Annotated in this window: 20 protein-coding genes; 5 read left to right on the top strand and 15 right to left on the bottom strand. The window is 71.6% G+C overall.

Translation table 11 applies throughout. The annotated features are described in order from the left end of the window. Positions 1-98: 98 nt before the first annotated feature. Entirely contained in the window at positions 99-878 is a 780-nt protein-coding gene (locus AB0O48_RS25925) for a GIY-YIG nuclease family protein (RefSeq protein ID WP_365068847.1), read from the top strand. 220 nt (positions 879-1,098) lie between these two features. Here the strand turns inward: AB0O48_RS25925 and AB0O48_RS25920 are convergent, their stop codons facing one another. From AB0O48_RS25920 to AB0O48_RS25900, 5 genes are all read right to left on the bottom strand, one after another. Further along, entirely contained in the window at positions 1,099-3,486 is a 2,388-nt protein-coding gene (locus tag AB0O48_RS25920; protein WP_365068845.1) for a discoidin domain-containing protein, read from the bottom strand. A gap of 160 nt (positions 3,487-3,646) precedes the next feature. Beyond that, complete coding sequence (locus AB0O48_RS25915) at positions 3,647-4,879, bottom strand: putative sulfate exporter family transporter (protein WP_357572905.1); 1,233 nt, start codon at positions 4,877-4,879, stop codon at positions 3,647-3,649. Then, complete coding sequence (locus tag AB0O48_RS25910; protein WP_357572904.1) at positions 4,879-5,025, bottom strand: hypothetical protein; 147 nt, start codon at positions 5,023-5,025, stop codon at positions 4,879-4,881. Before AB0O48_RS25910 ends, AB0O48_RS25915 begins: the two co-directional genes overlap by 1 nt. A 181-nt stretch (positions 5,026-5,206) precedes the next feature. Further along, positions 5,207-5,287: a putative leader peptide gene (locus AB0O48_RS25905; RefSeq protein WP_357253448.1), complete on the bottom strand. Its 81-nt coding sequence runs from the start codon at positions 5,285-5,287 to the stop codon at positions 5,207-5,209. Between the two features lie 69 nt (positions 5,288-5,356). Next, positions 5,357-5,875, bottom strand: a complete 519-nt coding sequence (locus tag AB0O48_RS25900; protein WP_357253332.1) for a helix-turn-helix domain-containing protein — start codon at positions 5,873-5,875, stop codon at positions 5,357-5,359. A gap of 197 nt (positions 5,876-6,072) precedes the next feature. Between AB0O48_RS25900 and AB0O48_RS25895 the strand changes: the two genes are divergently transcribed. Beyond that, positions 6,073-7,254 (top strand): FAD-dependent monooxygenase, encoded by a 1,182-nt coding sequence (locus tag AB0O48_RS25895; protein ID WP_365068842.1) that lies wholly within the window; start codon positions 6,073-6,075, stop codon positions 7,252-7,254. A 94-nt stretch (positions 7,255-7,348) separates the two neighbouring features. On the opposite strand, the gene AB0O48_RS25890 is transcribed toward AB0O48_RS25895, so the two are convergent. Continuing rightward, positions 7,349-9,202: an adenylyl cyclase gene (locus AB0O48_RS25890; protein ID WP_365068840.1), complete on the bottom strand. Its 1,854-nt coding sequence runs from the start codon at positions 9,200-9,202 to the stop codon at positions 7,349-7,351. A 172-nt stretch (positions 9,203-9,374) separates the two neighbouring features. On the opposite strand from AB0O48_RS25890, the gene AB0O48_RS25885 reads away from it, so the two are divergent. Then, a complete protein-coding gene (locus tag AB0O48_RS25885; RefSeq protein ID WP_357572900.1) occupies positions 9,375-9,833 on the top strand; it encodes a hypothetical protein in 459 nt (152 codons plus the stop codon). A 132-nt stretch (positions 9,834-9,965) separates the two neighbouring features. Here AB0O48_RS25885 and AB0O48_RS25880 read toward each other — a convergent pair whose 3' ends face one another. Further along, positions 9,966-10,721, bottom strand: a complete 756-nt coding sequence (locus AB0O48_RS25880; protein WP_357572899.1) for an alpha/beta fold hydrolase — start codon at positions 10,719-10,721, stop codon at positions 9,966-9,968. A 59-nt stretch (positions 10,722-10,780) separates the two neighbouring features. On the opposite strand from AB0O48_RS25880, the gene AB0O48_RS25875 reads away from it, so the two are divergent. Further along, complete coding sequence (locus AB0O48_RS25875; protein ID WP_357572898.1) at positions 10,781-13,822, top strand: BTAD domain-containing putative transcriptional regulator; 3,042 nt, start codon at positions 10,781-10,783, stop codon at positions 13,820-13,822. A 7-nt stretch (positions 13,823-13,829) separates the two neighbouring features. Here the strand turns inward: AB0O48_RS25875 and AB0O48_RS25870 are convergent, their stop codons facing one another. The 5 genes from AB0O48_RS25870 to AB0O48_RS25850 form a co-directional block, all read right to left on the bottom strand. Further along, complete coding sequence (locus tag AB0O48_RS25870; RefSeq protein WP_357253343.1) at positions 13,830-14,384, bottom strand: dihydrofolate reductase family protein; 555 nt, start codon at positions 14,382-14,384, stop codon at positions 13,830-13,832. 62 nt (positions 14,385-14,446) lie between these two features. Continuing rightward, positions 14,447-15,013 carry a hypothetical protein gene (locus AB0O48_RS25865; protein ID WP_365068837.1) on the bottom strand — a complete coding sequence of 189 codons (567 nt, stop codon included), beginning with the start codon at positions 15,011-15,013 and terminating at the stop codon, positions 14,447-14,449. 17 nt (positions 15,014-15,030) lie between these two features. Further along, a complete protein-coding gene (locus AB0O48_RS25860) occupies positions 15,031-16,881 on the bottom strand; it encodes a S9 family peptidase (protein ID WP_365068835.1) in 1,851 nt (616 codons plus the stop codon). Then, positions 16,882-18,660 carry an N-acetylglutaminylglutamine amidotransferase gene (locus tag AB0O48_RS25855; RefSeq protein ID WP_357253348.1) on the bottom strand — a complete coding sequence of 593 codons (1,779 nt, stop codon included), beginning with the start codon at positions 18,658-18,660 and terminating at the stop codon, positions 16,882-16,884. 99 nt (positions 18,661-18,759) lie between these two features. Then, positions 18,760-21,429: a carboxylate--amine ligase/circularly permuted type 2 ATP-grasp protein gene (locus tag AB0O48_RS25850; protein WP_357253350.1), complete on the bottom strand. Its 2,670-nt coding sequence runs from the start codon at positions 21,427-21,429 to the stop codon at positions 18,760-18,762. A gap of 154 nt (positions 21,430-21,583) precedes the next feature. Between AB0O48_RS25850 and AB0O48_RS25845 the strand changes: the two genes are divergently transcribed. Next, entirely contained in the window at positions 21,584-22,423 is an 840-nt protein-coding gene (locus AB0O48_RS25845; RefSeq protein ID WP_357253352.1) for a DUF4253 domain-containing protein, read from the top strand. Positions 22,424-22,545: 122 nt separating this feature from the next. On the opposite strand, the gene AB0O48_RS25840 is transcribed toward AB0O48_RS25845, so the two are convergent. From AB0O48_RS25840 to AB0O48_RS25830, 3 genes are all read right to left on the bottom strand, one after another. Next, the gene (locus tag AB0O48_RS25840) at positions 22,546-23,925 is read right to left on the bottom strand and encodes a cellulase family glycosylhydrolase (RefSeq protein WP_357253354.1); all 1,380 of its coding nucleotides are present in this window, start codon (positions 23,923-23,925) and stop codon (positions 22,546-22,548) included. Positions 23,926-24,064: 139 nt separating this feature from the next. Next, positions 24,065-25,297 carry a VWA-like domain-containing protein gene (locus tag AB0O48_RS25835; RefSeq protein WP_357253356.1) on the bottom strand — a complete coding sequence of 411 codons (1,233 nt, stop codon included), beginning with the start codon at positions 25,295-25,297 and terminating at the stop codon, positions 24,065-24,067. After that, entirely contained in the window at positions 25,294-26,520 is a 1,227-nt protein-coding gene (locus AB0O48_RS25830) for a MoxR family ATPase (protein WP_357253358.1), read from the bottom strand. Before AB0O48_RS25830 ends, AB0O48_RS25835 begins: the two co-directional genes overlap by 4 nt. Between the last annotated feature and the right edge of the window lie 48 nt (positions 26,521-26,568).

The raw sequence follows: 26,568 nt of genomic DNA, 5'->3' as shown, positions 1-26,568 counted from the left end.
GGGACGCTCCACACGCGAAACCGCCTACGGTGTTGCGCCTAACGGAAAGGACAAGATCAGCGTAGGCTGACGCGACCCCCCTGAGCTCGGAGGCCGGCATGCCCTACGGTCCAAGGATCGACATCTCAACGACATCGCTCCCGCGGGAAGTGCAAGCTATCCGGCACGCCATAGCACTCGCGCTGAAAGCAGATGACCCGCAGCGTCCGGGTCAGACCCTTGGGCAAGCAAGAGCAGGGGTATACGCCTTCTACGACTTCGACGGAGAGCCGATTTACGTCGGCCAAACTGCCGAAGGATTCGGAATAAGGATCGGCCGACACCTTACGGGGCAGCGCTCGGATGCGGTGGCGAGACACGTATTGGATCCGTTCGAGGTGCACACCGTCTCCATGTGGTCATTGCCTGAGATTGGCGATCTGCCATACAAGGAACGAAAAGCAGCGCTGGATCCATACGGTTTCACTGTTTACCAAAAACTGCTCAGAGAGAGCACTTTCGGCGCGATCTTGAACGAAGGAGATTTTCACCCCGGGCCGCCCCAGGAGCTTCCCGCTCCTGTCGTAAGAATTATCGTGCCCGACGATATTTTCCCTGACCGAAGTCACCCCGACGTGCGAATTGCCCGGCAAGCGCGCACTATCTCTCTGCTTGCTAGCAGCGTAACGGAGCGAAGGGTTTCCGCCGGCGCGCGTAGGACACTTGCGACACAGACGGCGCGCTTGAACGCTCTAATACAAAGAAGATTTGAAGCACTCGATAGAAGATCGGAGGCGCCCGAGGGACTGGACGATTTTGCGCCCGAAGATTCGTTTGCCGAACCTGACTACCTATCTGAATTCTACGATTCGGACGAATTTAGCGACTTCGACGAATGAGCCGTTGGAGCAATTCACCTCTTGGTCATTAAATTTGGCGCAGTAATTACAGTTCCGATTGAGCTCAATGCCACAGAGCAGCACGCTGGGCCAGCACAAGCAGCACCATAACCACCGGCAATGGACCGATGAAGAGCGCGTAAGCGAGGTAAGGCTTGCGCCCACTCGCCGGGTGGGTGGCGGCCGCCGGTCGGCGTCCGGCGACCGCCCCCACAACCGGTCAGCTCGCGTACACCTCCAGGCCCGACAGCTGGCCGGCCGGCCACCCGGTGTTCCCGGTGACGGTGACCCGGACGTAGCGGGTCTGCGCGGCACCGAAGGTGATCGTCACCTGGTTGCCGCTGGCCGGGTCGAACGTGCGCCCCGCCGCACCCGACAGCGTGCCGAAACTGCCCCCGTCCGCGCTGCCCTGCACCGCGATGGTCTGCGTCCGGCTGCCCCAGGCCGACGACGGCGGCAGCTTCAGCACCACCCGCCCGACCGTACGCGCGGAACCCAGGTCGACCTGCACCCACTGCGGGAACGCGTTGTTCGCGCTCTCCCAGTAGCTGTTCGCGTCACCGTCGACCACGTTCCCCGACCCGTAGCTCTGGACGTGACTGCTCTCCGAGGTGGACCGCCCCCGGGCGAGGTCCGCGTTGGCCGCAGCGTCCGTGGTGACCGTGACCGAGTTCGAGGCCGCCGAGGTGTTGCCGGCCGCGTCGCGCGCGGTGACCGTGAAGGTGTACGCGGTGGACGCGCTCAGCCCGCTCACGGTAGCCGTGGTGCCCGTGACGGTGGCGACCACGTTGCCACCCTGACGCACCTGGTAACCGGTCACCCCGGTGTCGTCGGTGGAGGCCGTCCACGCCAGGGACACGCTGCTCGACGTCTTGCCGGTCACGGTGAGGCCGCTCGGCGTGCTCGGCGGGTTGTCGGTGGTGCCGCCTGAGGCGTACACCTCGACCTGGGCGAGTTGGGCGGCCGGCCAGCCGGTGTTGCCGCTGATGCTGAGGCGGACGTAGCGGGTCGTGGTGGTCGTCAGCGTGCGGGTGACGGTGTTGCCGGTGGCCGGGTCGAAGGCGAACGCGGAGGCCCCGGCGATGGTGGTGAACGATCCGCCGTCGACGCTGCCCTGCACGGTGATGGTCTGGGTACGCGAGCCCCAGCCGGCGGGCAGTCGTACCACGAGTTTGTTGACCTGGTGGCTGGCGCCGAGGTCGACCTGCCACCAGTGCGGGAAGGCGCCGCCGCCGCTCTCCCAGTAGCTGCCGGCGTTGGCGTCCACCGCGTTGCCCGACGGGAAGCCGCCGCCCTGGCTGCTCGCGGAGGTGGACCGGCCGGCGGCCAGGTTCCCGCCGGTCGGGGGTGGGGTGCCGGTCGTCGGTGGGGTGGGGCGGACCGCGGTGAGCGCGAGTTGGCCCTTGAGCATCCGGCCGCCGTCGGCGGTGATCCGCAGGTAGTAGTCGGAGGAGCAGGCCACGCCGTCCTCGTCCAGGGCGCGGATGTTCGCGCCGGCCGGGGTGGTGGCCTGGGTCTCGGAGGTCTTGGCGATCTGGTTGCCCTCGTTGTACTCGTCGAACATGGACACGTAGAGGCCCTGGGAACCGAGCCGGACCATGTTGTAGATGTGCCGCCAGTAGAAGTCGCCGTGTCGCCGGTGGCCACCGGCGAGGTCACCGGGCATCACGCAGGGCAGGTAGTCGATGCCACGGGCCGCACAGTCGGCCATGTCACCGATGTTGACGTTGTTGTAGTACGAGTCGAGCCCTTCCAGGGTGTCGGTCCGGTAGACCATCCAGGGCGAGATCGCGTTGAACGCGTGGTAGACGTCGAGGAAACCGGGGCGGGAGTCCTCTCGGCCCAGCCGCCACCAGGTGGGCACACCACCGATGACGTAACAGCCCTGCGCCTTGAACCAGTTGATGACCTCCAGGCAGGGGCCGGGGGTGAAGGGGCGACTCGATTCGCTGAAGCCGAAGCCCCAGATGCAGACGACCGGCTTGCCGTTCTGCCGGGCGTACGCGCTGGACGCGGTGTGCGTGGACATCTTCGTCGTCCAGTCGGCCTTGATGTCCGCCTGCATGGTCAGCCAGTCGGTGACGTCGTACATGATGTAGAACTTGCGGTTGTGGCGCTCGGCCGCCGAGCGGACCTTCAGCGTCATCGCGTCGCGGGTCGGCCCCTCGTCGCCCGTCGGGTTGAAGCGTTGCAGGGCTGCGGTGTCGCAGCCGTACTCCTGCATCCACCGGAAGTGGGTGTCCACCGTCTGCTGGTCGTAGGAGGAGAAGAGGGTCGCCGGCGATCCGCTGCCGAGGTTGGGGTACGCGGTGGGGTAGCTGCGCGTGTACTCGCGCATGTCCGGCCAGGACACGATCGTGGTGTTCGCGGGCGAGGGCGGCTGGAACCGGTCGCGGCTCCAGTGCCACCAGCCGCCGATCGGCGCGGAGTCGCCAGGGGCACTGAACCAGCCCTGGTAGCCGACCGTCACCTTGCCGACCACGTCCCCGGGGGGACTGGCGGCGGAGGCGGGGCTGGCCAGGGTGGTGAGCAGCTCGGTGGTGGAGGCGGCGGCGAGGGCGGAACCGCCCAGCACCGACGTGACGAACCTGCGGCGGGAGACCGCCATGGGGACCACTCCTTCGGGACGGAAGGCATTGACGGCCATCGTGGCAGGAGTGGTTGCCGTATCGCAAGAGTTCGACTGATCGATGAAATTATTCGCGTGCGGAGCGGAAGTAGTGAGCGCCCCGCCCCCGAACGGGCCGGGGGCGGGGCGCTCACCCCGTTCAGGCCGAGAAGTTGCGGAACAGCAGGGACGCCAGGCCGAGCGCCAACGCGAGGTTGAACACGGTGGCACTGGCGAACACCGCCACCGGCCGCCACCCGGCCTCCCGCAGCGACGCGACCCGGACCTCCAGGCCGATGCTGACGAAGGCCAGGATCAGGAACCAGACGCGCAGGTCGTTGACGATGGCGATGGTGGCCTTGCCGTCCGCGCCGGCCCCGTCGAGATACCAGGTGGCGATGACCGAGGCGGCGATGAAGCCCAGGACGAACTTCGGAAACCGGGTCCACAGCTCGCGCAGGCCGGGCCGTTCCGCGCCGGGCCGCCGCTCCACCCGCAGGGTGAAGTACGCGGTGAGCGCGACCGCGACCACACCCATCAGCGCGTTCTGGGTGACCTTGACGATGCTGGCGATCTGGAGGGCCTCCTCACCGGCGATCGCTCCGGCGGCGGTGACCGCGGCGGTGGTGTCGATGTTGCCGCCGATCCAGGCGCCGGCCACCGCGTCGGACAGCCCGAACACGTCGGCCAGCCAGGGCAGGATGAAGATCGACGGCAGCGCGAAGATGATGACCAGGCTCGCCGTGTAGGCCAACTGTTCCCGGCGCGCCCGGACCGCGCCGGCCGCGGCGATCGCCGCGCTGACCCCGCAGATCGACACCGCCGACGCGAGCAAGGCGCGCAGCTTGTCCTCGAGGCCGAACTTGCCGGCCAGCCACCAGGTGAAGAAGAAGACCCCGCTGATCAACAGGATCGCCTGGGCGATCGCCGGGCCGGCGGCACTGGCGATGACGGCCAGGTTGATCGAGGCCCCGAGCAGCACGAGGCCGGTCTTGATGAAGAACTCGGTCCGGAACGCGGCCACTATCCGGTCCCGCCACCCGAGCAGCGTGACGGCGACGTTGCCCAGCAGGCCCAGCAGGATGGCGTAGACCGGGTACTCGATCGCCGCCCCGATGTCCCCGACGGCGGTGCCCTCGGCCCACCCGGGAACGTTCTGCTCCAGGTAGCGGGTGAGCGCGGCGAGGCCGAGCACGATCACCAGGCCGAGTGCCGTCCACGCCCAGAACCGACCGTCGCGCGCCGTGTGGGTGGGGCCGGCCGGGTCCACGGTGGTGGGTGGGCCGCTGGCCGGGGCCGGCCCGACGGCGTCGACGGCGCCCGTCGCGTCGCCCTCCCGGGTCGCGTCGCCCGCCCGGGTCGCGTCGCCCGCCCGGGTCGCGTCGGTGGTCATCAGGGCACCAGCCCGGCGGGGATGGCGCCGATCAGGACCAGGGCGAGCAGCGCCAGGCCGAGGACGGTCGCCACCCAGTCCTCGTTGAACGCGAGCCGGGACTCGCCCGCCGTCGGCCCGGTGGATGGTGATTGATCGGATGTCATGGCGTACCTCCATGGGGGTGAACCGATCCCGTGGTGGCGGGTTCGGTGGGGGGCGGGACAGGAAGCGGGTGCCCTGGGCGACCACGCGCAGACCGCCGGGGTCGGTTGGGCCACGGGGTGGCGGGTGAGTTGCGGCCGGGGCCGGATGAGGGGTGCGGGTGGCGCCGGCGCTCGTCGGCGGTCAGCGGCCCGGACAGAGCTCGGAGGCGACCCGCATCAGGTCGACGGCCCGACGCGAGGTGAGGAACGGACCAGCCGGCATCCGCCTATTTTCCTACCATCCCAGTAGGAATTCAAGACTCTTGGCGTGATTGTCCGCCCGGAGGATGACTCAGGGCCTGACCTGCTGCGGGCGAAGCCCGTCCATGATGACCGACACATAGCTCTCGGAGAGGGCTGGCGATGCCGACTGCGACCTCGCGACCGCGTAGGTCACCTCACCGATCAGCACGGTGACGACGGAGGCCTCGATATCGGTACGGATCGCACCGTCGTCGCGGGCCCTGGTGATCAGGTCGAGCCCGGCGGCGTTCAGGGCGGCCCGTTGCGCGGTCGTCGCCGGCAAGTCCATCTCCCCGAGTCGTTCGCCCATGATCCAGTACGTGGACTGAAACGCGATCACCTCGACGAGGAAGCCGCGAAGAGCTTGTTCGGCATCCGGCTCGAGCAGCGCGTCACGGCCTCGCTGGACGAGCGGTACGAGCAACTCGGCCACGGCGGCGTCGATGAGCGCCTCCTTGCTGCCGAAGGTGCGAACGACAGTAGCCGCCCCCACACCCGCTCTCCGCGAGATCGCGTCGACCGTGGGAGTGGCACCTCCCTCGGCGAGGAGCGTCTTCGTCGCGTCCAACACGCGTTGGCGATTGCGGACGGCGTCCGCTCTGCGTCGGGTGGCACCGCTCGCGGCCGGGGTTGACATCTGAAACGACCATTCCATATCGTCATGTGGAACATGCATTTCAGTTAGCCTACGAAACCCCCACCGGACCACGCAAGCGGCGTACCTGCCACTGGCGTGCTCCTCGCTGTGCCACGAAGGAGGAGTCGATGAACCGGCGGATCCTGATCTCCGGTGCCAGCATCGCGGGGCCGACCGTGGCGTTCTGGCTGGCCCGGCACGGCTTTGCGCCCACGGTGGTCGAGCGGGCACCTCGCCTGCGCGAGGGCGGCAACGGCGTCGACCTACGTGGGCAGGCCGTCGACGTCGCCGAGCGGATGGGGATCATGTCGCAGACCCGTGCGGTGGCGGCGGACGTCCTCGGTATGTCCTTTGTGAACGCGGCCAACCGAAGCGTGGCCCGCATCGACATGCAAGCGATCCGGGGCGGAGTCGCCGGCACCGAGGTCGAGATCATGCGCGGCGACCTGGCGGCCATCCTGTACGAGACGACCAAGGACGACGTCGAGTACATCTTCGGTGATTCGATCCGCACCATGGAGCAGGACGACGATGGTGTGACCGTCACCTTCGAGCACGGTCGGATGAGGCGGTTCGACCTGGTCGTCGGCGCCGACGGCACGCACTCGACGGTGCGACATCTGGCCTTCGGCCCGGAGCCGGAGTTCCTTACCCACCTGGGCCACTACTTCGCGTCCGCCAACGCGGACCCGGGCCTGGGTGAGCAGCGGTGGGTGACGCTCTACAACCAGCCGGGCAGGGTGGCCGGGATCTACCGCTCAGGCACCCACGCCGGGGCGAAGGTGAACTTCCTGTTCCGCAGCAGGCCGCTGACGTACGACCACCGGGACGTCGAGCAGCAGAAGCGGCTGCTGAGCGAGGCGTTCGCGGGTCTGCCATGGGTCGTACCGGAACTCCTCGCGGGCGCACTCGCCGATCCTGACTTCTACTTCGACGCGCTGAGCCAGGTGCGGATGGGGTCGTGGTCGTCCGGGCGGGTGGCGCTTGTTGGAGACGCCGCGCACTGTGCGTCACCGGCGGCGGGCGCCGGGGCGACGCTGTCGCTCATCGGCGCCTACCGACTCGCGGGCGAGTTGTCGTCCGCCGGCGGGGATCATCGGATCGCGTTTCGGCGCTACGAGCAGGGCCATCGGAAGATGGTCGAGCGAAGTCAGTCGAGCCTCTTCATCGGTATGATCGCGCCGAAGAGCCGCCCGGGCATCTGGGCTCGAAACACGATGGCCCAACTGCCGCTGCTCGCAGCCATGGCCGCGGTGGAGCGCCGCCTACAGCCCAGAGCCCTGCCGCTGCCGGACTACGAGTTGAGCTAGTCGACCGCTCGGACCGGCGAGCCAGGCCGTAGCGGATCAGCCCATCGGGGCCGGAGCCTCGCCGGCTCCGGCCCCGTCGGTGCGCCCGAGATCCCTACGGGGTCGGGTACTGCGCGAGGTAGACCGGCGCTCCGACCTTTGTCATGTCGGCCGCCGCACCGACGCCGTTGACCACGTGGTCGATCGTGCCGGCACTGAGGTTGACGGTCATGATGTGGTGCAGCCGCACACCCGGCTGGTTCGGGACCTCGAAGCCGTTCTCGGTGTGGATCGACGGGTTGTTCTGGTTGAAGACGTACACCCCGCCGCCGTACAGGGTGTGGTGCCGCACCCGGTCACCGACCTTGTACCCGGCCCAGCCCTCGACCGCGCCGTTCATCCAGTCGGCCTGCGTCGGCGGGTCGTACGGCAGCTCGTTCTGGTAGAGGATCGTGGTGCCGTGCTCGCCGTTCCAGACGGTGTTGTAGCGCTGGAAGTGCTCGACGAACAGGCCGGTCGCGGTCACGTGGTCGCCGTTGATGACGGCGCCGTAGCGACCGGTGTTGGTGCGCCAGCGGTCGGTGTCCCCGTTGACGCCCTCGGTGAAGCCCTCCACGCCGTGGTCACCACGCCACACCCAGGTGTGGTCGATGAGCACGTGGTCGCTGTTGACCTCCAGCGCGGTGTTCGTCCGCCCGATGTGCGGACCGCCGACCCGGAAGTACACGTCGGACAGCGTGGTCGGGTTGGTCGGGCTGCTGGCGTCGTGACCGTGCTGGCGGCCCACCCGCAACAGGACCGGCGACTCGACCAGACCGGCGTCGATCGTGACACCCGCGACGATCACTCCGGGAACGCCGGCGACGTCCAGCGGGATGGCGCCGTTCACCGCCGTGAGGGTGGCGTGGCCGATGCCGAGCACCACGGTGCCGGGCCGCCGGACCTCGATGCTGCGCGCGATGTCGTACGTGCCGGGTGTGAGCAGCAGGTGCTTCCCGCGCGCGAGTTGGGCGTTGATGACGCGTACCGGGTCGGTCGGCTTGGCGATGAAGAAGTCGCCGATGTCGAGGGTCCGCCCCGGCGTCATGCCGTCGGCCCAGGAGACTCCCCGGCTGTCCCGCTGCGCGGCGGGCACCCGCACCTGGTAGCGACCCTTGGCGTCGACGAAGAGGTACGGCTTCTCCCGACTGAGCGGGGTGGTCTCCAGGGTCGTGTACGGCGGGTCGGGGAACGTGGCGTCGTCCGGCGCGCCCTCGACGCCCGCGAAGACCTGGTTCCACACCGCGTTGGACCAGCCGCCGACCTCGCTGTTGCGGGTCAGCCACTGCTGTTGGGAGCCGTTCGTGGTGGCCGGCAGCCGCGAGTCGGCGATGAACCCGCCACTGGCGTACTGCGGGCCGGCGGTGCAGTAGTCCATCAGCGACAGACCGCCGCCGCCGATGTTCAGCCGGCGCATCGACACCGCCTGGGACACCGCCCAGAAGTTCGCGGTCGAGCGGCAGTCGTCCTGACCGGCGGCGTTGATGGTGAGCGACAGGTTGGACAGGGTGCGCCAGAAGTTGACCAGGGCGAGGCAGTTGCCGGTGCCGCCGTCGGCCAGGCAGCGGTTGTAGACCTCGAGTTTGCCGTTGACGGTGACGTCGGTGGGCGAGGCGCCCAGGCCGGACACCTCGGTGTAGTAGCCGACCTTGGCCTGTAGGGGCTGCTCGGCCGTGCCGTACGTGCCCGGCTTGAACAGGTAGGCGTGCCGCGCGGTGCCCATCTCGTTGTCGACCTGCCGGGCGTGCGCCGCGTCCAGGGTCTGCTGGATCTCGTCGACCGGCATGGACGGGTCGAAGATCGTCACGTTCGGGCCGAAGTCGGGTGCGCCGTGCGTGGGGCGTCCCGCGGTGGCGGCCGTGCTCGTCGTCACGACCGCGGTGGTCACCAGAAGGGCAAGCAGGAGGGTACGTCGGGACGGGGATGTCATGTGGTTCGTCCTCTCCGCTGGCCGGAGGCGTACTACCGGCACAGCTGGGGCGTGAGAGCGCTCTCTGACGCGTAGACATGTTTCTACCCGTTGGATCGATCACACGCCATGACCGCGGGCGGCGAACTTCGGCAGGGACGGGTGAGAATGGAGCCGACGCGAGGAGGCGTTGATGGCCATCGACTCGTTGCCCCACCTGGACGAACACTCCACTCTCATCGCGGCGGACACCGACCGGATCTGGCCCCACCTGACCGACATCGTGGAGAGGTCCTTCGCGCGGCTGGGGATGACCGGGTACGCCCGGCTCGTGAGGGCTGCCGACCCCGTCTCGTCCGGGCCACGACCGCTCGCCGCCGGCTCGACGTTCCCCGGGTTCCGGGTGGCCACCGCGATCCCCGGTCAGGAGCTGGCACTGCGCGGCAGTCACCGGTTCTCGACCTACGCGCTGATCTTCCGCCTCGACCCAGCCGGGCCGGGCCGATCCCGGCTACGAGCCGAGACGCGCGCCGTCTTCCCCGGCCTGACCGGCGGCCTCTACCGGCAGATCCTGTTGACCTCGGGCGGCCACGTGATCGCCGTCCGCCGACTGCTTGCCGCAATCCGCCGCAAATCCGAACAAGCCCCATAACCCCCACCCCACCCCACCCCGCCCCGCCCCGCCCCACCCGGTCGATCATGGAGTTGTGGTGGTGCACAAAAGGGCATCGGGCCGACAAGGTGGGCACCACAAGTCCATGATCGACGCTTCGTGGGGGCCGTTCTACTCCTCGGTCAGGAACTCGTCGATCATCGGGGCCAGCCAGTCGGCGCGTTGCGGGATCGAGGTGTGCGTGGTGCCGGGCAGGACGGCCAGCCGGCACGCCGGCAGACCGGTCAGGTCGCCGGGCACCGCGCCGCCGAGCAGTCGGAACATCAGCACCGCGTGCTCCGGCTGGACGATGTCCGAGTCGGCCAGGACGATCATGGTCGGGGCGGCCAGCGCGCGGATCTGCTCGGGCGTCCACTGCGGCAGGTTCGCGTCCAGCACCTTCATCTTGGTGACCAGGTTGGCCCACCCCGCCGGGTCCGGCGCGGTCCGCAGGTACTCCTCGTGGAACTCCGAGCCGTGTAGGTGCTCGGGTTGCAGGTCCTGGATCCCGTCCAGGAGCCCGGGGTGCAGGCCGTCGTCGTCGAAGCTCACCGAGGCGAGCACCAACCGCCCGACCCGGTCGGGGTGATCGGTGCCGAGGCGCAGCGCGACGGCGGCGCCCATGCTCCAGCCGAACACGTCGGCCCGCGCGACGCCCAGCCGGTCGAGCAGTTCCACGACGTCGGCGGCGAAGTGCTCGACGGTCAGCGGGCGGTCCGCGTCCGGAGTGCGGCCGTGGGCCTGCAACTCGACGGCGATCACCTGTCGGGTCTTCGCCAGGAGCGGCAGGATCGTGCCGAACGAGGTGCCGATGCCGGAGAGCGCGCCGTGGATCAGCACCAGGGGGCGAGCGGTTCCGTTGCCGTGTGTTTCGGAATAGATGTCCATGGCCACACAATGCGCCGACGCGCTTACGGTTCACTTCCGGCAGCCTTACCGACGCTAGGATGACCGCCGTGCAGTTCGGGGTGCTCGGGCCGCTCGCCGTGGCCACCGACGACGGCGAGCCGGTGGTGGTGCCCGGCGCGAAGGTGCGCGCGTTGTTGGCCGACCTGCTGACCAACCGCAATCAGGTCGTGTCGGCGGACCGCCTCGTCGACGACCTGTGGGGCGCGGACGCCCCCGCCAACCCGCTCGGCGCTCTCCAGGTGCGGGTGTCCCAGTTGCGCAAGGCGCTCAACGACGCCGAGCCGGGCGCTCGCGAGGTGGTCGAGTCCCGACCGCCCGGCTACCTGCTGCGCACCGCCACCGTCGACGCCGACCGCTTCGCCGAGTTGGCCCGCAGCAGCGACGCCGACCGGTTGGCCGAGGCGCTCGGGCTGTGGCGCGGCGAGGCGTACGCCGATGTGGCCGACGCCGAGTTCGTCCGCGCCGAGGCGGGCCGCCTCGCCGAGCAGCGCCTCGCCGTGCACGAACGGCTGGCCGAGGCCCGCCTGGCCCGGGGTGAGCACGACCTGGTCGCGGCCGACCTCGCCGAGCTGGTCGCCCGGCATCCGCTGCGCGAGGGCCTGCGGGCCGTGCAGCTACGAGCGCTGTACGCGGCCGGCCGCCAGTCCGAGGCGTTGGACAGCTACGCCGACCTGCGCGAGCGGCTCGCCGAGGAGTTGGGCCTCGACCCGGGGCCGGAGCTGGTCGCCCTGCACCGCAGGATCCTCGAACAGGACGCCGGCCTGAGCGCACCTCCGAAGGCCGCGCTCATCCGCAACAGCCTGCCGGCCCAGCTCGACGAACTGGTCGGCAGGGCCGAGGCGCTGGCCGAGCTGCGGACGCTGCTGCCCCGGCAACGGCTGGTCACACTCGTCGGGCCGGGCGGGGTCGGCAAGACGCGCCTGGCCACCGAGACGGCCCGGACCCAGTCCTTCCCGGACGGCGTCCAGCTGGTGGAGCTGGCCCCGCTGTCGGCCGGCGACCCGCGCGTCGCCGAGCAGGTGCTCGCGGTGCTGGGCGCCCACGAGGCCGCCGGCACGAGCCTGTCGGCCACTGACCGGCTGGTCACGGCTCTGCGACACCGGCACCTGCTCCTCGTCCTGGACAACTGCGAGCACGTGGTCGAGCCAGCCGCCGAGCTGGTGGCCCGACTGCTGCGGGACGCGCCCGGGGTGAGCGTGCTGGCCACCAGCAGGGAGCCACTCGGGTTGACCGGCGAGCTGCTCTGGGACGTACCCCCGCTGCCCGTGCCGGTCGACGGTGACCTCGACGCGGTCCGGCGCTCGGCGGCGGCCCGGTTGTTCGCCGCCCGCGCCGCCGCGCAGCAGCGCGGCTTCCGGCTCGACGAGCAGACCGCGCCGGCGGTGGCGCAGCTATGTCGCCGCCTCGACGGGCTGCCGCTGGCCCTGGAGTTGGCCGCGACCCGGGTCCGCGCCCTCGGTGTGCGGGGTGTGGTGGACCGGCTCGACGACCGTTTCCGGTTGCTCAGCACCGCCCAACGGGACGTGCCGACCCGGCAGCGGACACTGACCGCGGTGATCGGCTGGAGCTGGGACCTCCTCGACGCGCCCGACCGGGAGGTGCTGGCCCGATTGGCGGTGTTCCGCGACGGCTGCACCCCGCCGGCCGCCGAGCACGTCTGCCGCACCGACCTGGACACCCTCGCGCGGCTGGTGGACCGGTCACTGGTGGTGCTCGACGACTCCGGCGCGGAGCCGCGCTACCGGCTGCTCGAATCGGTGGCCGCGTTCGGTCTGGACCGGCTGACCGACGCCGAGGAGGTACGCGCGCGGCACGCCGCCTACTTCACCGAGCTGGCCGAACGCGCCGACCCCGAGCTGCGCGGCGCCGACCAGCAACGGTGGCTGGCGCTGCTGGACGCGGAGACGGCGAACCTGCGCGCGGCACTTGTTCACGGTGGCGGGCTGCGGTTGGCCATCGCCCTGAGCTGGTACTGGTATCTGCGCGGCCGGCTCACCGAGGCACGGCAGGCCCTGACCGCGCCCGGTGACCCGGGACAGGAGACCCGCGCGGCCCCCTGGCGGGTCGGCTTCGCCCTGTCGCAGGGCGAGGTGATCGCACCCGACGACGTACGCGCCGCGGTGGCCGTCGACCCGGGTGGACACGCCGCCTGGTTCGCGGCCAACGCGGTGATCGAGCACGGCGACCTGGCCCTGGCGTCGGAGCTGCTGCCCACCGCCCCCGTCGACAGGTGGACCGAGGCGGCGGTGCTCACCTCCCGGGCCCACCTCGCGCACGCCAACGGTGACCAGGCCACCCTGGAACGCACCGCGACCCGCAGCGCGGCACTGTTCGCGGACCTCGGCGACCGGTGGGGTCGACTCCGGGCGACCGAGTGGGTGGGTGGGCTCGCCGACATGCGCGGCGAGCACGAACGCGCCGTCGCGCTGCACCGGGAGGGGCTGCGCTGGGCGGAGGAGTTGGCGCTCTGGCCGCAGGTCTGCGCGGAGCTGTCCTGGTTGGCCTGGCTCGCCGTGCAGACCCGCGACTACGCCCAGGGTCGGGAGCTGGCCGAACGCGCGTACGAGCTGGCGGTGGACCAGGGCTCGCCCGGTGCGGTGATCTTCGCGGAGATGAGCCTCGGAATGGCCGCCCGCCGCGACGGCAAGCTCGACCTGGCCGTCACCCACCTCACCCGACTCGTCGACCTGGGCCGGAGCGAGACGCAACCGGCGCTCTACCTGCCCATGGTCCTGGTCGAGCTGGGCTACGCGGTCGAGCAGGGCGGCGACCCGGACGCGGCGCTGGCCCTGCACATCGAGGCGTTCGAGGCCGCCGAGGCGATGGCGACGATGCGCGACGCGGTCGGCCCCCTGGAGGGGATGGCGGCGGCGGCGCGCTCCCCCGAGGTCGCCGCCCGGCTGCTGGGCGCCGCGGCCGCCGCCCGACTCGCCGCGCAGTCCCCCGCCGCGCCGGCCGAACGCGACGACACCGACCGGACGACCGCTCGGCTGCGGGCCGAACTCGGGCCGGAACGGTTCGACGCGCTGCTCGCCGAGGGCGCGAAGCTGAGCCCGAGCGAGGCCCGGGCTCAGCTCTGATCTCGGCTCAGGCCGGAGTCTTCGGCGCGTACGAGGCGACGATCACGCCGCTCTTGTGCACCCGGGTGTCGACCAGGTCGAACGACGCCTTCACGTCGGTCAGCGGCGCGGTGAGGCTGGGACCGCCCTCCAGCACCGGGTGGATCCAGAACCGGACCTCGTCCACCAGACCCGCCCTGATCAGTTGGGCGGTGACCGAGCCGAAGCCGTACTGGATGATGTTCTTGCCCTCCTGGGCCTTGAGCGCGGTGACCGCCTCGACCAGGTCGCCCTGGAGCACCTCCGTGTTGTTCCAGGTGGGGTCGGTCAGGGTGGTCGAGGCGACGTACTTCTTGACGTTGTTGAAGAACGCGGCGCCCGTGGTCGGGTCGCTCTCGTCCATGTTCGGCCACGCGGCGGAGAAGCCGTCGTAGGTGGCCCGGCCCATCAGCATCGCGTCGGCCTCGGTGGTCTGCGCCCCGGCGAGGCTGGCGGCCTCCTCGTCGAAGTACGGCATGGTCCACATGGGGTTGTCGATGACGCCGTCGAGGGTGATGTAGGTCGAGTTGATGAGCTTGCGCATCGGGATTCTCCTGGGTTTGTGTCGTGTTCTCCGGTGACACCCAGAACTCTGCCGATCCGCGCTTACGATTCGCTTCCGACGCCCTTACCGGCGTCCGCGTCCGGGTCGGTCAGTGGGATGGGCAGCGCCTGCGCGGCCACCGTGCCACCGCCGGTCGAGTGCGCCGGCGCGGGGCGGTCCCCGCCGCGGCTGTGCAGCCGTCCGCGCCCGGCGGGACCGGCCCGACGGGTCACCTCGAGGGTCACCATCCGCACCGGCGGTGGCGGCGCGGTGAACCGTCCGACCCCCCACCGCACCCAGATCGGGATGCGACCGGCGTCCGCCTCGGCGTGCAGCTTCTGCACCGTACGGGCGCGGTCGGTGTGGTCGACCTCCACCACGACCGGCGGGCCGTCCGGGCGGGCACACGCCACGTCGAGGACCGAGTGTCGCTGCTCCATCGGCGGTGGCAACGGCAGCACGCTCGGCGCCCGCCGGTAGGCCCGCCAGCCCTGCGCCTCGGCCCACCGCACCACCGAGTCGATCACCCGGGCGGTGACCGCGTCCACGTCCAGGTCGACGAAGGTCAGCTCGGCCAACCAGCGACCCAGGTCCGCGGCCAACCGCTCGCCCTGCGTCGTGACCTCCACCGGCGCAGGATAACGCCTCAGCCCACGGTGGCCACGGTCGCGGCGAGGTGCCGGGTCAGCCACGCGGTGGTGGCCGTCCGGGCCGCCTCCTGGTTGGCCCGCGCCAGGAAGTCGTGCCCCTCGCCGGCGAGCACCAGGTGCCGGTGCGGCACGTCCCGGGCGGCGAGGGCCCGCGCCACCTGCGCCGACTCGCCGGCCGGCACGTTCGTGTCGTTCGCGCCGTGGATGAGCAGCACCGGCACGTCCAGCCGGTCGATGTGGGTCAGCGGCGACAGGTCCCGCAGCAGCTCCGCGTCCCGCCGCGGGTCGCCGTACTTGCTGACGGCGGCGGCGGCGATCCACGGTTCGGTGCCGGCGTAGAAGGTGTGGAAGTCGGAGATGCCGCACTCGGCGACCCCGGCGGCGAACAGCCCGGGGAAGTTCACCAGCACCGCGAGGACCAGGTAACCGCCGTAGGAACGGCCCAGACAGCCGAGATGACCGGGCCGGGCGACACCGGCGTCGACGAGGAACTCGGCACAGGCCGCCACATCGGCGATCGCACCGTAGCGGCCGGCGAGGTTGTCGGCGGCGACGAAGGAGCGGCCGAACCCGGACGACCCGCGGACGTTCGGCGCGAACACGGCGACACCCTGCGCCACGAGGGCCTGGAACAGCGGGTTGTAGCCGCGGCGCTCCTGCGCCTCCGGGCCGCCGTGCAGGCTGATCGCGGTCGGCCAGGGACCCGGCCCGGTGGGGCGGTAGAGCCAGCCGGAGAGGGGCAACCCGTCCTGGGCGCGCAGGTCGACAAGTTGTGGCGCGACCCCGCCGCCGCTCGTGCCGGTGGGCGGGGTGCTCGGCCGCAACGGACGCAGCGCGCCGGACGACGGGTCGACGAGCCAGACCTCCCGGGGCTGCACCGGCCCCTGCGCGGTCAGGCAGAGCAGGTCGCCGCCGGCGGCGAACACGGCGTCGTCGAGCACCTCCCCGGGGGCGCCGGCGGCCCGCTGCACGCCGTCGGTGAGGTCGAGCAGGCTCAGCTCGCTGCGCCCGCCGTAGGTGTTCCACAGCAGCGCGACACGGCGCCCGTCCGTGCTGGGAGCGGCATGCTCCAACTCGGCGTCCGGTCGCCCGGCCAGCCGGGTCGGCGTCCGCTCCGGTCGGGTCAGGTCGACCCGCAGCAGCGCGGCCAGCTCCGAGAACGCGTCGGTACGGGCCAGCACGCTCGTGCCGTCCGGGCCGAACCAGCCCTGGTCGGTGCTGCCCTGGCCGGTGTCCGGGAACAACCGCAGCTGTTCGCCTGTCGCCACGTCGAGCAGCTCCAACCACCGGGCGTTGCGAGGGCCACGGCGCAGCAGCGCGGCGCCGGCGTCCGGGGTCACGTCCAGGAGGGTGAGCAGATCACCCTCGGCGAGCACCCGCCGGTGCCCGGTGCCCGCGTCGACCAGGACGGCCCGGCCCCGCTCGTCGGTCTCGGTGACCATCAGGACCGCGCCGTCGGGCAGCCAGCCGGCCAGCGCGGCGCTGCACCTGCCGAACCCGGCGACCTGCCGGCGTCGCGAACCGTCCGGGCGCAGCACCCACAGCTCGGTGCGGGGCGCGCCACCGGGGGCGACGACACAGGCCAGCCACCGCCCGTCCGGGGACCAGCTCAGCGCCAGCACCGGCTCGTCACCGGTGGGCAGCGCGACGGCCTCGGCGGTGTCGACGTCGCGGACCCAGACGCGTGGGCTGCCGCCCTGGTCGGAGAGGTACGCCACCCGGCGGCCGTCGGGCGACGGCGCCGGACGGTAGTCCTCGCTCACCGGCACCGGCACCGGCACCGCCGGCGCAGGGCTGGTCGGTCGGGTCCGCCGGACGATACGCGGCACCTCGGTCCGAACGATCATCTAAACCCCGATCCGCTGCAACCAGAGCTCCAGCAGCCCGAGCTGCCAGAGCGCGTTGGAACCCAGCGTGGTCCGCCGGGCGTTCGGCGCGTCCAGCAACTCCTCCAGGTAGTCCTTGCGGAACAGCCCCCGCTCGCGCGCCGGCTGGGCGGTCAGCGCGTCCCGCACGTCGTCGAGCAGTGGCCCGGAGAGGTGCCGGATGGCGGGGACCGGGAAGTAGCCCTTCGGCCGGTCGATCACCTCGTCCGGGACGATGCCCCGGCTCGCCGCCTTGAGCACGCCCTTGCCACCCTGGGCCAGCTTCAGCGCGGGTGGGCAGGCCGCGGCCAGCTCGACCACCTCGTGGTCGAGGAACGGCACGCGCGCCTCCAACCCCCAGGCCATCGTCATGTTGTCGACCCGTTTGACCGGATCGTCGACGAGCATCACCAGGCTGTCCTGGCGCAGCGCCGCGTCCAGCGCGGTTTCCGCGCCGGGCGCGCCGAAGTGGGCGGCGACGAACTCCAGGCTCGCGTCGTGGTCGAGCATCCACTCGGGTGCCAGGTGCCCGCCGAGCGCGTCGTGCCGACGGTCGAAGAACACCCGGGCGTACGCCTCGACGGCGTCCGCGCGGGCCACGTTCGCCATCGGCGGGTACCAGTCGTAGCCGGCCAGGATCTCGTCGGCGCCCTGCCCGGACTGCACCACCGTGATGCGCTGCGAGACCTCCTCGGAGAGCAGGTGGAACGCGACGCAGTCGTGACTGACCATCGGCTCGCTCATCGCCGCGATGGCGTCGTGCACGGCGGGGACGAACCGGCTGGCACCGATGCGGATCTGCTGGTGGTCGGTGTCGAAGTGGCGGGCCACCAGGTCGGAGTAGTGGAACTCGTCGCCGCTCTCCCCCGCCGCCGCCTCGAACCCGATGCTGAAGGTGGCCAACCCGGTCTGGCCCTGCTCGGCCAGCAGCGCGACGATCAGGCTGGAGTCGAGCCCGCCGGAGAGCAGCACCCCGACCGGCACGTCGGCGACCATCCGTCGGCGTACGGCGGTGCGCAACGCCGCCATGAGTCGTTCCTGCCACTCGTCGGCGGACATCGGGTCGGCCGCGGACCGGCTGAACTGCGGCTGCCAGTAGAGCGTGTCGGTGCTCCGGCCGTCCGCGGTGATCACCCGCACGGTGGCCGGTGGGAGCTTGCGGACCCCGGCGAGGATCGTGCGCGGTGGGGGCACCACCGAGTGGAAGGTCATGTAGTGGTGCAGCGCCACCGGGTCCAGGTCGGTGTCCACGTCACCGGCGGCGAGCAACGCCGGCAGGGTCGAGGCGAAGCGGACCCGTCCCGGCCCCTCGGACAGGTAGAGCGGCTTGATGCCGAGCCGGTCGCGGGCCAGCACCAGGGTGTGCGTGGCCAGCTCGACCAGGGCGAACGCGAACATCCCGTAGAACCGTTCGACGCAGGCCGTCCCCCACCGGTGGTACGCCTTGAGGATCACCTCGGTGTCGGAGGTCGACCGGAAGGAGTAGCCGAGGCCGATCAGTTCGTCGCGCAGCTCCCGGTAGTTGTAGATGCAACCGTTGAAGACCAGGGCCAGGCCCAGCTCGGGATCGACCATCGGCTGGGCGCCGGCGTCGGAGAGGTCGATGATGCGCAACCGGCGGTGCACCAGAGCCGCCGGACCGTGCTGCCACACACCCGCACCGTCCGGGCCTCGGGGGGCCAGGACGGGGAGCATCCGCTCGACGGCGGCAACGTCCGGTGGCGTCCCGTCGAGGCGTAACTCGCCTCCGATACCGCACATGGCACTCACCTCTCATCGGCTCGGATCCGCTCGGGCCGCTGACCGGTCCAGGTTTGGCGGACCGGATTGCGAACCGATGACGGGTTGGTCAACCGTGCGTTACACCGAATTCTGCTCGTCTCCACCGAGCAGCCAGGTGTCCTTCGACCCACCGCCTCGCGACGAGTTGACGATCATGCTGCCGGCGGGCGCGACCCTGGTCAGCGCCACCGGCGCGACCTCGGCCTGCTCGCCGAGGAACACGAAGGCCCGCAGGTCGACGTGGCGGGGAGCGAGAGCCGTGCCGTCGAAGACCGGGTGGGTGGTGAGCGAGACCATCTCCTGGGCGATCCACCGGTGCGGGGCCGCGAGGATCTGTTCCCGGACGGCGTCCAGCTCCTCCGCCTCGGCCCGCGGGCCGATCACCACGCGGTCGCCGCCGTACCCGTCGACCGGCTTGAGCACCAACTGGTCGAGCCGGTCCAGCACCTCGGCCCGCTGCTCGGGCAGCCCACACAGGTACGTCGGCACATCCCCCAGCAGGGGCTTCTCGCCCAGGTAGTACTCGATCAGTCGGGGCACGTACGCGTACAGCGCCTTGTCGTCGCCGACGCCGTTGCCCAGCGCGTTGGCGAGCGTGAGCCGCCCGGCGTGCACCGCGGCGAGCAACGGCCAGCCCAGCGGCACCCCGTCGGCGCCGGGCGCGTGCAGCAGCGCCTCCTCGTCCATCCGCAGGTAGATAACGTCGACCCGGCTGCGGGTGCCGGAGCGGACCAGCCAGACCCGGCCCTCCTCCACCAGCAGGTCGCTGGTCTCGGTCAGCGGCACGGCCATCTCGTCGGCGAGCAGCCGGTGCTCGAACCACGCGGGGTCACCCGGGCCGCTGCTGAGCACCACCACGGCGGGATCGTCGGCCGCGGCGGGCGCGCCGGCGATCAGCGCCCGGTACAGCATCGCGGGCGTCTCGTCGGCGGGCAGCAGGTCGTCGGGCACCGGCAGCTCCGGGAGCACCGCCTGGGTCAGCCGGCGGTTCTGCACCGCGTAGCCGATCCCGGAGGGCACCCGCAGGTTGTCCTCCAGGACGTACCAGCCGCCGTCCGGGTCCCGGACGAGGTCGGTCCCGGACACCTGGGCGCGGGTGCGCCGCCGGCCCATCAGCGCGCCGGTCGGGCGCAGCCCGGGTGAGGACTCCACCACCCACGCCGGCACCACGCCGTCGGCCACCACGGCCCGGTCGCCGTAGACGTCCCGGAGGAACGCGTCCAGGGCGTGGGCACGCTGCACCAGGCCGGTACGCAGGGTCCGCCAGTCGGCGGCCGGCACCACGCGGGGCACCAGGTCGACCGGGAAGAGCCGGGTGCTCGCCTCACCGGCCACGCTGAACGTCACGCCCCGCGCGCGCTGCTCCTCGTCCCGGTCGTGCTCACGCTGGCGGAGGGCGCCGGCACCGAGGTGGCGCAGGGCCGCCAGGATCGGGGCGTACGCCGGCTCCGGCCCGGCCGCTCCGAAGACCTCGTCACCGGCGTCGGCGTACGTGGGCAGCGCCGGTGGTGTGGGCGCACCCGGCAGCGTCTCGCGGACCCGGCCCCGGGTCTCGTCCAGGAGCAGGTCCACCACGTCGGCCAGCCGGCCGCGACGCTCGTACGCCCGTCGCTGCCGCGCGGCGGAGCTGCCGCGCTCCAGGGCGTAGCGGGTCAGCTCCCGGATCTGCTCCCAGTCACCGGTCGCCTCCAGTTGCGGGCGCAGGTCGGTCACCAGCCGGCGGACCGCCTCGGCGGCCGGCACCGGCCGGGCCGAGCGGGGCAGGTCGAGCAGGTCACCCTCCAGGCCGGAGCGGGCCGCCCGCCACACCGCGGCACGCAGCACCGGGGGCCGCACGGCGGTGCGCTCGACCCCGGCGCGCAGGGCGGCGACCTCGCGCCGGACCAACGCCCGGAACAGGCCGGTGAGCAGGACGATGGTCTCCACGTCGGCGTTGGCGTCGGTGATGCGCAGCTCCACGGTGGGGACGTGCGCCGACGGCCGGACATCGAAGTAGATCATGGCGGGGTCGGTGATCGTCTCGGAGGAGATCAGCTCGGCGACCAGCGCCTCGTGATCCGCCGCGCTGGTCACCTCGCCCGGGTCACCCGCCGTGGGCCAGCGCTGCCAGACCAGCGACCGCATGCTGGCGTAGCCGCTGTCCTGACCCATCCAGTACGGCGAGCTGGTCGACAGGGCGAGCAGCACCGGCAGCCACGGCTGGACCCGCCGGGTGACCGCGACGGCCAGGTCCCGGTCGGTCACCCCGACGTGCACCTGCGCGCCGCAGATCAGCTGCTCCCGCGCGAGCAACTGGTACTCGTCGAGCATCCGCCGGTACCGGGAGGTCGGGGTGACGCTCGGGTCGCCGTCGGCACGCAACGGCACCGTGCCGGCCGCCACGATGCCCAGCCCGGCCCGGTCGGCGACCTGCACGGCCAGTTGGCGCAGTCGGGTCAGCTCGGCGCGGATCTCGTCCAGGGTGCGGCAGACCGCGGTGTTGGTCTCCACCACGCTGCGGTGCAACTCCGCGGTGAACGAGTCGGCCGGCAGCCGGTCGAGCAACTCCCCCGCCCGGGGCACCAGTTCCCGGGTGTGCAGGTCGACGACGTGGAACTCCTCCTCCACACCGAGCGTGGCGAGATCCGCCGGGTCGCCGTCGTCGAGGGTCGCGGCCGTGTTGGCGCGCGGCGTGGGCAGTGCCCGGCCGTTGCCGGACCGGCTGGTCGGCCCGTCGAACGTCGGCGCGTTCGTGATGTTGTCGGCCATGGTCACCCCGGTTCGCGTATCGGTGGTCGTGGCTGTCCGACGAGCGTTCCCAGGTTTGGTACCGGGCGTGTTTCCGGTGCGTTAAGGTGGCGGACCGTTCTCACCGGGGCCGCGTCTCACCAGGTTGTCGGTCCGCGGCGCTACTGTCGCTGCCGTGACCGAGCTGATGAACACCCCTCGGCTGATCGCGACGGCGTTACGGGGCACGGCGCTGGCGGGCCATCCGGTCGAGGAGGGCCTGGGAGGCACCGTCCTCGTCGGCGACGTCGACCCGACGCGATTGCGGGAGGCCTGGCGGGCTGCCCACTCGGTGCTACCGGTCACCGGGCGCTGGCCGGTTTTCACCCTGCCCGGCGGCCTGGACCACGAGCCCGACGCCGCCGAGATCGACGAGCTGGACCGGGCGTCGCGCACGGTTGATCCGTGGTCGGTCTATCGGCGGTACGTCGACGACGAGCCGTTGGACAGGTGGCGCGTCGAGTACAGCGTGCGGGCAGCACCGGGTGACGAGTTCGTGGCCACGGCTCTCGATCAGCTCGGGGACGCGATCACCGCGGCGGCGCTGGACCGGTGGACCTACGACGCCCTGCTGGCCGACCCGTCCCTCGCCGCGCGTGCCGCTCGTTACCACGAGAATCTCGCGGGAGTGGGGAGCTGGCACACCTGGGATCGGGTGCAGCTGGTGCTGCTACCCACCGCGTCGCAGCGGCTGGCGCCGGCCTGGGTCGGCTACCACGGGGCGGGGAGCGACGAGCACCGTCTGGCCTGGGCGGCGGCGATGCGCGAGTGGGAGCAGCGGTGGGGTGCCGGGCTCGTGGCAGCGTGGGGGACGATGCTGCAGTTCGTCGTCGACCGTCCACCGAGGCCGGGCCGACAGGCGTGGGACCTGGCCGGACAGCTCCTGGCCGTCGGCGGCAGCCTGCAGTACCAGCAGTGGCAGTTGGCTCTGGCCGTGGCCGGCAGCGACGCGTGGTTCCTGCACGACCGCCCGTGACGGGCCGCCCGGGGTCGCGTCGTCCATGCGTGCTCGACACGGGATTGGCAATGTCGGGGTGTCGTGCCGCAGCGGACACCCCGACATCGGCGATTCGGAGTTGATCAAGCGTGCCGGCTGGATTACCTCATGTTCGCCACCACGAACGGCGCGTGGCCGTGCAGGTAGTTGCTCCACCCGCCGGTAACCGGCGCGCCGGGGCTGAGCAGGTTCGTCGTGTCGGTGCCGACGTCGAGCTTCCACGCCGTCCAGGAGATGCCGTTCGCCCTCATCCAGTCGATCCAGGACTGCGCCTCGGGCAGGCAGGAGCGGCCGTCGAGGCCGCCGTCGGCGTTGCTGGCGCCCCACTCGGTGACGAAGAGCGCGAGGCCGGCCCGGATCGCCGCGTCACCCTTGGCCCGCAGCGACGCGCCGTGCGTGCACGAGTAGAAGTGCAGGGTGTACATCAGGTTGGTGCCGCTCACCGGGCTGGCCGCCGCCACGTCCACGTCCTGCGACCAGGTCGGCGTGCCGAGCACGACGATGTTGTCCGGGTCGGCGGCGCGGATCGCGGAGACCACCGCCTGGTGGTACGGCTTGATGACGCTGGTCCAGCTCACCTGCAACGGCTCGTTGTACGGCTCCCAGATGACGTTGGGCAGGTGGCCGTAGCGGCGGGCCAGGTCGCCGAAGAACGCCACCGCCTGGGACTGGTTGTTCTGCGCCTCGTGCGCGTGCCAGTCGACGATCACGTACACCCCGGCGGTGACCGCGTTGTTGATGATGGTCTCCACCTGCGCCCGCGCCCTGGTCGGGTCACTCAGGTACGCGCCGGCCGGCTCCACGCCCATGGCCGCGCGGATCACCTGGAGGTTCCAGTTGTCCCGCATCCACCTCAGCGCGGAGAGGTTCTCGGCGTACGGGGCGGTCTCCCAGTTGAGCCACATGCTGCTGATGCCGCGCAACTGCACCCGCGCGCCGGACCTGTCGCACATCGTCGTGCCGCAGACCCGGAGCTGCCCGTGCCGCTCGACCGGGGTGCCGGTGCTCGGCGGCGGGGTGGTCGGTGGCGCAGTCGTGGGCGGGGTGGTCGTCGGGGGCAACGTGGTCGGTGGCGCGGTCGTCGGCGGGGTGCCGCCGGTGCAGGACGCACCGTTCACCGTGCAGTTGAGCGGAGTGCCGGAGCCGTTGACGAGAAAGCCGAACGACGTCGAGGCCCCGGCGGCGAGCGTGCCGTTCCAGGACACGTTGGTGAAGGTGTAGTGGCTGCCGGAGGTCGTCTGCTGAGCGTTCCACGACTGGGTGACGCTCGATCCGGCTGGCAGGTCGAACTCGACGCGCCAACTGGTGATCTGGGCGGAGGTGTTGTTGGTGACGGCGACCTGCCCCTGGTAGCCGTTGCCCCAGTTGTTGGTCACGGAGAACACGGCGGTCGCCGCGCTGGCCGGTGTGGCGACTGTCGCCACCGCACCGGCGAGCAGGCCGGCGACGGCCAGAGTCGTGACAAGTCTCAGTGCGCGCATGGTGAACCCGCTTCGGTCGATCGACGGTGATGGCCTGGGGCGGGGCGGCGCCTGCGGCAGACAATATCGATCATCCGCTATGTAGTTCAAGGTCGGCCGCTGATTTTCTCGCCGGCCGGGGTGGCGGCGGCTCGTCGACTCAGTGCGGCCCGATGGTCACCACCCGTGCCCACTCCGGTGGCCTGAGCGGCACGCAATCCGCGTCCTCGGTCCACGACTCCCGGCCCCGGGGGAAGAGGCCCACCACCGTGCGCGCCACCGGGCGGGCGCGCGGCCAGGGCGTCTGCCCGTCGGTGAGCGCCACGATGACGTCCGGCCGGACCCGCTGCGCACGGGTGAACCCGGCCCGCAGATCCGTGCCCCCACCGCCGATCAGCGGGATCTCCTCCGCCCGACACAGGGCGTGCACCGCCCGGGCCGCCGCGTCGCACGGCAACACGCTCACCAGGTCGCGTCGACCGCCCACGGCCCGGGATATCGCCGCCACCTCGAGCAGCGCGCTACCCAGCTCCGCGTCGCTGACCGACCCGGACGTGTCGACGATGACGCAGACCGTCGGAGGTCGACGGCGCAGGCTGGGCAGAATCACGCCCGGCACGCCCTGGGACCGCCGGGACGGCCGGCCATAGCTGTGATCCGTACCGGTCCCGGCCGCCACCGCCGCCGAGCGGACCGCCGCCCCCAACAGGTCACGCCACGGCTGCGGTGGGTGGAACGCCTGCTCCGCCCACCGTCGCCACCCCTGGGGCACGGATCCCGGGTGGCCGGTGATGCCCTCCGCCACCCGGAACCGGACCGCGTCGCGCTCCTGCTCGCTGAGGCCCTGCGCGCCGTCCGGTCCCAGGTCCCACTCCCGCTCCAGCCCGTCCGCGCCACTGCCACAGTCCAACCAGACCAGACCCTGCGTACGGGGACCCAGCCCGAACTGGCGCAGGTAGTCCTCCATCAGCTCCCCCGGCCGGAGACCCAGCGACGCCGGCTCGACGGCGCCCTCGGGCATCGTCAGCCCGTCACCAAAGACGTCGTCGTTGATCTCGCAGTCCGCGGCGATGTTCATGCGCAGCCGCTCCCCCGGGCCGTTCAGCCCCCGGTCCCGGGCGACCCGGTCACCGCGGCCGTGGTGGTCGCGCAGCAGATGCGACACCTCGTGCACCCACACCCCGGCGAGCTGCTCCAACGGGGTGCGGTCCACGAACGTCGGCGAGACGTAGCAGCGCCAGTGCCGGTCCACCGCCATCGTCGGCACCTGCCGCGACGCCACCGGGCACAGGGCGAACAGCGCGGTCGCCAGGTAGGGACGCACCCGGGCGGCGTACAGGCGGGCGGCATACAGCTTGTCGACGTCGAGCGTCGTCGGGACGCCCGCGTTCATCGTCGCGCCCCGGCGGCGGCCGCGATCCGGGTCGCCACCTGATCGGCTCGTCGGGACAGCGACACCGCCCCGGCGAGGCGCTCGATCGTGGGGGGCACGTCCCAGTCCTCGCGGCGCAGGCTGGCCAGCGTGGTCGCGGGGACCACCACCAGGTCCGGCGCGCCCGTGTCCACGGCCCGCGCCAACAGCACCCACGCCGCGTCCCACCGGGACCGCTCCGGGCGGTTGCGGACCGCGGCCACCACGGCGTCCAACACGGCCTGCCGCAGATCGCCCCGTTCGGGCAGCACCGCGGCGGCCGGGTCAGCCAGCAGGTCCTCCGGGTCGGGCAGGTCCATCCGATCCATGCTGGCCAGCAGTTCCAGCCCGGGACCGTCGCCGACCGTGCCCCGGACCAGGAGCGACAGCACCTCCCGGGAGACGCCCGCCGCCGTCGCGAAGGCGGTCAGGCGCAGCGCCATCTCCCAGCTCCGCGGGGACGGCCACGGCCCGCCACGGGCGGCGTCGGTGGTGGGCAGCCGGTGCACGAGATCCGGACGGACGGACAGCAGACCGCACACCGCCCGGCGGGCGAAGGTGACGGCCTCCGGCAGCAGGTCCGGGTCGAGCCGGGGCAGCGCCGCACGCGGCCAGGTGCCACCGAGTCCGCGTACGACGATCTCGTGGTCGTGGGTCCACTGAAGGTGGACGAAGCGGTTGGCCAACGGCGGACTCAGCTCCCATCCCTCGGCGGCCGACGACCGTGGGTTGGCGGCGGCGACGATCCGTACGCCGGGTGGCAGCCGCAGGGCGCCGACACGGCGTTCCAGGACGAGGCGCAGCAGGGCGGCCTGGACGGCGGGCGGCGCGGTGGACAACTCGTCGAGGAACAGCAGGCCCCGACCCGCCCGGACCAGGCGCACCGCCCAGTCCGGCGGGGCCATCGGGACGCCCTGGTTCGCCGGGTCGTCGCCGACGATCGGCAGACCCGAGAAGTCGGACGGCTCGTGGACGCTGGCGACGACTGTCGTCAGGGGCAGGTCCAGGGTCGCGGCCAGGTGGGTCAGGGCCGCCGTCTTGCCGATGCCGGGCGCTCCCCAGAGCAGGACGGGCAGATCGGCCGCCACGGTCAGCGTCAGGGCCGACAGCTGGATGTCGGTACGGGGTTCGGTGGTGGTCGCGCCGAGCAGAGCGATCAGGTCGTCGGCGACATCGAGTTGGGGACTGGACGCAAGCATGGTCATCACCTTGGGGTTGGTGTCGGGTGCGGTGGGAGTCGTACGGGAAGAGGG

Origin of the sequence: Micromonospora sp. NPDC085948, from assembly GCF_040686315.1 — a bacterium.
Taxonomy (GTDB): domain Bacteria; phylum Actinomycetota; class Actinomycetes; order Mycobacteriales; family Micromonosporaceae; genus Micromonospora.
This window is presented reverse-complemented; position numbering and strand designations above follow the sequence as displayed.

Excerpts from the sequence above, each read along its gene's own strand:
- AB0O48_RS25920 (WP_365068845.1), bottom strand. The coding sequence starts at position 3,486 with ATGGCGGTCTCCCGCCGCAGGTTCGTCACGTCGGTGCTGGGCGGTTCC.
- AB0O48_RS25880 (WP_357572899.1), bottom strand. The coding sequence starts at position 10,721 with ATGGACATCTATTCCGAAACACACGGCAACGGAACCGCTCGCCCCCTG.
- AB0O48_RS25840 (WP_357253354.1), bottom strand. The coding sequence starts at position 23,925 with ATGCGCGCACTGAGACTTGTCACGACTCTGGCCGTCGCCGGCCTGCTC.
- AB0O48_RS25830 (WP_357253358.1), bottom strand. The coding sequence starts at position 26,520 with ATGACCATGCTTGCGTCCAGTCCCCAACTCGATGTCGCCGACGACCTG.
- AB0O48_RS25915 (WP_357572905.1), bottom strand. The coding sequence starts at position 4,879 with ATGACCACCGACGCGACCCGGGCGGGCGACGCGACCCGGGCGGGCGAC.
- AB0O48_RS25860 (WP_365068835.1), bottom strand. The coding sequence starts at position 16,881 with ATGATCGTTCGGACCGAGGTGCCGCGTATCGTCCGGCGGACCCGACCG.
- AB0O48_RS25870 (WP_357253343.1), bottom strand. The coding sequence starts at position 14,384 with ATGCGCAAGCTCATCAACTCGACCTACATCACCCTCGACGGCGTCATC.
- AB0O48_RS25885 (WP_357572900.1), top strand. The coding sequence starts at position 9,375 with ATGGCCATCGACTCGTTGCCCCACCTGGACGAACACTCCACTCTCATC.
- AB0O48_RS25895 (WP_365068842.1), top strand. The coding sequence starts at position 6,073 with ATGAACCGGCGGATCCTGATCTCCGGTGCCAGCATCGCGGGGCCGACC.
- AB0O48_RS25905 (WP_357253448.1), bottom strand. The coding sequence starts at position 5,287 with ATGCCGGCTGGTCCGTTCCTCACCTCGCGTCGGGCCGTCGACCTGATG.
- AB0O48_RS25925 (WP_365068847.1), top strand. The coding sequence starts at position 99 with ATGCCCTACGGTCCAAGGATCGACATCTCAACGACATCGCTCCCGCGG.
- AB0O48_RS25855 (WP_357253348.1), bottom strand. The coding sequence starts at position 18,660 with ATGTGCGGTATCGGAGGCGAGTTACGCCTCGACGGGACGCCACCGGAC.
- AB0O48_RS25850 (WP_357253350.1), bottom strand. The coding sequence starts at position 21,429 with ATGGCCGACAACATCACGAACGCGCCGACGTTCGACGGGCCGACCAGC.
- AB0O48_RS25890 (WP_365068840.1), bottom strand. The coding sequence starts at position 9,202 with ATGACATCCCCGTCCCGACGTACCCTCCTGCTTGCCCTTCTGGTGACC.
- AB0O48_RS25910 (WP_357572904.1), bottom strand. The coding sequence starts at position 5,025 with ATGACATCCGATCAATCACCATCCACCGGGCCGACGGCGGGCGAGTCC.
- AB0O48_RS25875 (WP_357572898.1), top strand. The coding sequence starts at position 10,781 with ATGACCGCCGTGCAGTTCGGGGTGCTCGGGCCGCTCGCCGTGGCCACC.
- AB0O48_RS25835 (WP_357253356.1), bottom strand. The coding sequence starts at position 25,297 with ATGAACGCGGGCGTCCCGACGACGCTCGACGTCGACAAGCTGTATGCC.